Annotated in this window: 8 protein-coding genes; 4 read left to right on the top strand and 4 right to left on the bottom strand. The window is 62.9% G+C overall.

Features of this window, described 5'->3' with window-relative positions; genetic code table 11:
* Together AC5RW2_RS40165 and AC5RW2_RS40170 are read right to left on the bottom strand one after the other, a co-directional pair.
* Window positions 1–1,022: alkaline phosphatase D family protein (locus tag AC5RW2_RS40165; RefSeq protein WP_494075242.1), on the bottom strand; the 1,022-nt coding region annotated here is incomplete at its 3' end.
* Window positions 1,023–1,184: 162 nt separating this feature from the next.
* Complete coding sequence (locus tag AC5RW2_RS40170) at window positions 1,185–1,925, bottom strand: TetR/AcrR family transcriptional regulator C-terminal domain-containing protein (RefSeq protein ID WP_494075243.1); 741 nt, start codon at window positions 1,923–1,925, stop codon at window positions 1,185–1,187.
* Between the two features lie 192 nt (window positions 1,926–2,117).
* Here AC5RW2_RS40170 and AC5RW2_RS40175 point away from each other — a divergent pair, with 192 nt between their 5' ends.
* Complete coding sequence (locus AC5RW2_RS40175; RefSeq protein WP_494075244.1) at window positions 2,118–2,384, top strand: hypothetical protein; 267 nt, start codon at window positions 2,118–2,120, stop codon at window positions 2,382–2,384.
* Between the two features lie 465 nt (window positions 2,385–2,849).
* On the opposite strand, the gene AC5RW2_RS40180 is transcribed toward AC5RW2_RS40175, so the two are convergent.
* Window positions 2,850–3,293 (bottom strand): MarR family winged helix-turn-helix transcriptional regulator, encoded by a 444-nt coding sequence (locus tag AC5RW2_RS40180; protein WP_494037206.1) that lies wholly within the window; start codon window positions 3,291–3,293, stop codon window positions 2,850–2,852.
* A 101-nt stretch (window positions 3,294–3,394) separates the two neighbouring features.
* On the opposite strand from AC5RW2_RS40180, the gene AC5RW2_RS40185 reads away from it, so the two are divergent.
* The 3 genes from AC5RW2_RS40185 (at window position 3,395) to AC5RW2_RS40195 (ending at window position 5,099) form a co-directional block, all read left to right on the top strand.
* Complete coding sequence (locus tag AC5RW2_RS40185) at window positions 3,395–3,607, top strand: hypothetical protein (protein WP_494002731.1); 213 nt, start codon at window positions 3,395–3,397, stop codon at window positions 3,605–3,607.
* 291 nt (window positions 3,608–3,898) lie between these two features.
* Window positions 3,899–4,141: a hypothetical protein gene (locus AC5RW2_RS40190; RefSeq protein ID WP_494032970.1), complete on the top strand. Its 243-nt coding sequence runs from the start codon at window positions 3,899–3,901 to the stop codon at window positions 4,139–4,141.
* The gene (locus AC5RW2_RS40195; protein WP_494037205.1) at window positions 4,134–5,099 is read left to right on the top strand and encodes a methylenetetrahydrofolate reductase; all 966 of its coding nucleotides are present in this window, start codon (window positions 4,134–4,136) and stop codon (window positions 5,097–5,099) included. Before AC5RW2_RS40190 ends, AC5RW2_RS40195 begins: the two co-directional genes overlap by 8 nt.
* Here the strand turns inward: AC5RW2_RS40195 and AC5RW2_RS40200 are convergent.
* Window positions 5,096–5,356 (bottom strand): GlsB/YeaQ/YmgE family stress response membrane protein, encoded by a 261-nt coding sequence (locus tag AC5RW2_RS40200; RefSeq protein ID WP_494032972.1) that lies wholly within the window; start codon window positions 5,354–5,356, stop codon window positions 5,096–5,098. The two genes, AC5RW2_RS40195 and AC5RW2_RS40200, sit on opposite strands and share 4 nt — an antisense overlap.
* Window positions 5,357–5,376 lie beyond the last annotated feature (20 nt).

Below are 5,376 nucleotides of genomic sequence, written 5' to 3' on the forward strand. Positions count from 1 at the left end.
CCGTCGCCGGCGGCCTGGTCGGAGCGGTACTGGCGGGTGTCCAGGACGTTGAAGCGGGCCAGGTTGCCGTACTGGAACCGGCGGTAGAGCTGCATGTCCGGTCCGGTGGGGGACTGATCCAGACGCAACGGCATGTTCTCCCAGAACGCCCGGAACGCGTTGGCGCGGCGGATGAGGAACTCGCCTTCCGGTGCCCGGTTCTCCGAGATGGGGCCGGCCCAGTTGTTTTCGACCTCATGGTCATCCATCGTCACGATCCACGGGGCGGCCGCGTGCGCGGCCTGCAGGTCCGGGTCCGACTTGTACAGGGCGTAGCGGCCGCGGTACTCATCCAAGGTCATCGTCTCGCGGGTGAAGTCCTCCGGAACCGCCTGCTTGCGGATGCCCGAGTCGGCCCCCACACCGTACTCATAGATGTAATCACCCAGGTGGAAGACCACGTCGTGGTCCCGGGCCGCCATGTCCTTGTAGGCGGTGTACCAGCCCTCGTACCAGACCTGGCAGGACGCGAAGGCCAGCGACAGCGCACCGACCGAAGCGTGGGCGGCCGGTGCGGTCCTGGTCCGTCCTGTCGGGCTCAGGTGCGATCCGGCCTTGAACCGGTACCAGTAGTGCCGCCACGGACTCAGCCCCCGCACATCCACGTGGACACTGTGGGAAAGCTCGGGCCGGGCCAGGGCGGTGCCGCGCTGGACCACGGTGCGGAACGCCTCGTCCTCGGCCACCTCCCACTGAACCGGATACTCCCGGGGATTCATTCCGCCGAACGGGGCGAGCGGATCAAGGGCCAGACGGGTCCAGATCACCACCGCCTCGGGCAGCGGATCTCCGGAGGCAATCCCGAGCGTGAACGGGTAACCGGGCAGACGGTCGCCGGAGGCTGTGGCCGAAGCCCGCTCCACATCAAGAAAACTACCGGTCAGCGCCAGGGCCGCTGCCGCACCCGTCACCGTCAGGAACCGTCGCCGGGTAGCTGCGACTGCTGCTGCGCTTTGCCAAGTGCCGTGGGATCCCGTATTCATCACACAGAGGAATCAACAGGCGGCAGGCAACAAACCGGTGACCGGCAAATGACGGCTTCCCCACGTCAGGATGACGTTTAACCATTACCCCCCGAAGAGCCCCGACATATGCGCTGTTATCGGTGTTCTCCTGTGATCATCGGGTCCGGGGGGCGGATCCGGTCAGGGTTCCTTGTTGGCGGGGGGGTGCAGCTGGGCTTCCAGGCCGGCCAGGAGGATGGTGATTCCCTGGTCGAGTTCGGCGGCGCCGTCGTATTCGGCGAGGATGTGGGCCAGTTTCCGCAGGTGGGGGAATTCGCGCGCCGGCAGTCGGTGCAGGCCCAGGCGGAGCAGGTGTTCCTTTTCCTCGGGGTCGACGATGAATTCCTGCAGTTCGTTGAGAATGTGACCGTAGAGGTATCCGTAGTAGGCCCGGTACACATGCAGGGCGTCGGCCGGGGCAAAGCCGGCCCGGATGAGCAGGGAAAGGATCTGCTCCAGCGGGCGCAGGGTGCCCAGGGGGCGAAGCCCCAGCGGGGTGGACAGGGGGCGGGTGACCAGCAGCGGCACCACGTGGGGGTGGGTCAGGGCGATCCGCCGGAACTCGTGGGCGGTCTGTCTGAGCTGGGACTTCCAGTCGCTGTCTTCGGGGCGGATGACCAGCTCGCTGAGGACAAGTTCCGCGACGCCGTCCAGGAGCGCGGCCCGGTTGTCCGCGTAACGGTAGAGCGCCATCGGGTCACGGCCCAGTTCCTGTCCAAGCCGGCGCATGGTCAGTGCGTCCAAACCCTCCGCGTCGATGAGCCGAAGCGCGGTGGCCAGAACGAGGTCCCGGTTCAGGCGGGGCCGCCGGGCCGGTGTGCGGGGAACGGGAACACCGTCCGGAGGCGGGCCGGGGCCTGTGCCGTCGGGATGCTTGGACATGCGGTTGATCGTCTCTTGGGTCGGGGATCTGCACAGCCTGGACAGTCAGGAAGGCAGGCCCGCCGGGAAGGTAAGCATGCTTGCCATCATCGATGTCTAAGGGTAAATTCTACAGTGTATTCGGCGGGACTGAGCAGCACGTTTTCACCGGATGCATGGCCGGTACGGCCCCCCCAAACTTCAGGAGTCATCATGGCAGCACCCCGCAACGAGCACACCCCACACCACCGGCTGGCCGAGACCAAGGCCGCGGTGAAGACCACCGAACTCATCGTTTACCTCGCCGCGGTCCTGGGCACGATCATCACCGCGATAGTGGTGGGGGAGAACGGCGATGAGAATGGCGGTGATCCGTTCGATGCCAACCAGGCGATGCAGTACATCACGTGGTTGACCATCGGTTACATGATCGCCCGCGGTCTGGCTAAGGCCGGAAGCCGGCACGGGTCCGACTCATAACAAGGTTCCATCCCCCATTGACCGGTTGATTCGGTCCATGGACAGAGATCGTGACGAAGGGCGGGGCGCACCTCAAACGGTGTGCCGCCGCCGTTTAACGTGGCCTCGGGGAGGGGAACCGCAAACACGGTTTCAGGTCCCGGCCCGTACTTTCGTATTGCCGGTGCCGGCACACACTGCGCAACAGCGCCCGGCCAGCCGGGCAGACCTAACTCACCGTTTGATTTGGTTCCCAAGCAGGCGTTCAGGTTATATCCGCTGGTGGCCAGAAGAATTGCCTGCGGGTAGCCGGTTGGTTTGTCCGCTGGGACTGAGGTGCGCCGGCTACCGACTGAGGTCTAGAAACTCAAGACATAGGCGCTGTTATCGGCTTATGTGGTTCTTGTAGCGACCGAAGAATGCAGAACCGGCGTCAGGCCTGCTTCCCGGATACGGTCTGGTTATAGCTGTAGACAGCAGGAGGGGCTACGTCCGGTTCGTGGCGGCAATGATGTCGCGCATGGTGCGGTTCAGTTTCCGGACATCGTCCCGGGTCAGCCCCAGGCGCTCCATCATCGTGCCGGGCACATCCAGGGCCTGGGTCCGCAGGGCCGCTCCCTTGTCGGTCAGGCCGACGGCCAGGGCTCTTTCATTGCCCGGAACCCGGTTTCGTGAGACCAGTCCCCCCACCTCCAGGCGCTTGAGCATGGGGGAGAGCGTGGCCGGTTCCATCGTGAGGGCTTCGCTCAGGCTGCGGACGGTACGCGGGCTCTGTTCCCACAGGGCCAGCATGACCAGGTACTGGGGGTGGGTCAGACCCAGCTTCTCCAGCACCGGCCGGTAGGCGGCCACAACGCTGCGCGATGCCACCGAGAGGGCGAAGCACAGCTGGTGTTCCAGAAGCAGGTCCTCGTCTTGTTGAACAGTCATGTCTCGTCCGCCTTTCCGGGCATTGTCCCTGCGTATCATTTCGTGCCCTAATGTTTAGCGTACGATTAGATGTGCGGAACACCAAGGAAAGGGATTCTTCCATGGCCCACAGTGAGAGCTTTGCCTCCAAATTTATGCGCGTGACCGGCAAGGCCCGGTTCATTTTCGGGCCGGCGCAGTCCAGTTCGCTGGATCATGCCATGACCGAGGAAAACAAGGAGCTGCTGCACAGCCAGCAGGAGGAAACCGAGCAGCAGTGGGAAACCGTCAGGAGGGCTGACGGCAGCACCTACATCGTGCCCCGCAAGCCCTGAGCCTGCGCTGCTGCCGCGACTTCTGAAACGCCCACGACCGCCCTTTGACCTGCGGCTCCTGCCTTGACAGGGAGTCGTTTTTCGCCCAGCGATCCATTCAAGCGGGGCGTGGATATATCAATCGCTCGGGTGCTATTTCGGCTGCCGCTGTTCTCCTGCGTCATCCTGGCCGCGGCCGAGCCCTCCTTTGCGGATTCAGCTCGTCGTCCTCTATCGACGGCGGGCAGCCCATCCCCAACCTTCGGGAGAAGACACCCCACCCTGGCACAGAGATCCCCGACCAGAGCGCACTTGGGTACCGTTGAGGGGACGAGTTTCCTGCGCGTTCTTTCGTACACCGGTGCAATCGTCGCGTTCCTAATCGGTTCCGGATTCGCAACAGGCCAGGCGATCCTCCAATACTTCACGTCGTACGGATATTGGGGCGTGTTCGGCACCGGACTCCTGGTCCTCATGACCTATGTGGCCGTCGAGTTCTTCTCTGTCAAGCTGAACGACTTCTTCTCAGAAAAGCCAGGTGATGGAGATGCCTAACCTCGACAGTCAGTACCAATCCGCAACGCAGTCCCAAGGCGGGCTTTACGCGCTGGAGGTTGCGGGGAAGGACATTGTGCAAGTCGAGGCCGCCAAGGCCGCGATTCCACCGGGAACGCCGATCAACATCGCGTTCCTCGGTAATGAGGATCATGCCCAACGCATCAATGCAGCACGGGTAATACGAGCATGCGGCTTCGAGCCCGTCCCAATTATTTCCTCGCGCCGCCTGCGCTCCGAACGGGACCGCGATTATCTTCTCGGCGCCCTCATCGCAGAGGCTGCGCCGTCGCGGATCATCCTTGTGGGCGGCGACCCGGCGGTCCCTGCCGGTCCCTTTAAGGACTCGCTGGCCCTTCTGAGAAGCGACCTCCTGGAACACCATTCCATTCGCCATGTGGGTATCGTGGGCTATCCGGAAGGGCACCCGAAGATCGACACCGACACGCTCTGGCGCTGCTTGAAGTGGAAGTTCGGCTTTCTTCAGGATGCAGGCTGCTCGGTCGAGAATACGACGCAGTTCGGATTTGACGCCGATGCCGTTGTGCAATGGATAGAGCGATTGCGCCGTGAAGGAATCGACACGCCCGTTCGCATTGGCTTGCCGGGGCCAGCCGGTGTCGGAAAGCTCCTTAGATATGCCAAGCAGTTTGGCGTGGCGCCATCGGCAGCTATCGCTCGGCGATATGGACTATCCATGGTCAACCTTGACCAGCGCGTCGGTCCTGAACGCTATTGGGATCAACTCGCGGCCGGGGTGGACGGCGGGAATCTCGGAACCGTCCTGTATCACCTTTATCCATTCGGCGGGATCATGGAAGGCGTTCGTTGGATGAACAGCCGCATGCCGAACCGCTATCCCATGCCGCCTACTATTGAGGCGTGGGATAGCGGCCTTCGCTCAGCGGCGCTCTGCAATCATGCCGGTGATCGCGACAACAAAGCACTCCATACCTAGCGGCGAACACTGCGGCGGCCGGATATGCTCTCGGCCACACCGATAAGGAGTATCGCCGCAATCACGGCAACGATGAATCCGATGACGTTTAGCTCAAAGATGTCACCGGTACCCAGCAGATTTGCGATGACACCTCCGATGACTGACCCGACCAGGCCCAGCAGCAGCGTTGCCAGGAGACCCAGATTTTGCCTTCCGGGTTTGATGAGGCGCGCAAGCGCCCCGATGACGAGTCCAGCAATAATGAAACCGATCATGGTTGCCTCCTAATGGCTTT

It is taken from the genome of Arthrobacter sp. B0316-1-20 (assembly GCF_059091865.1).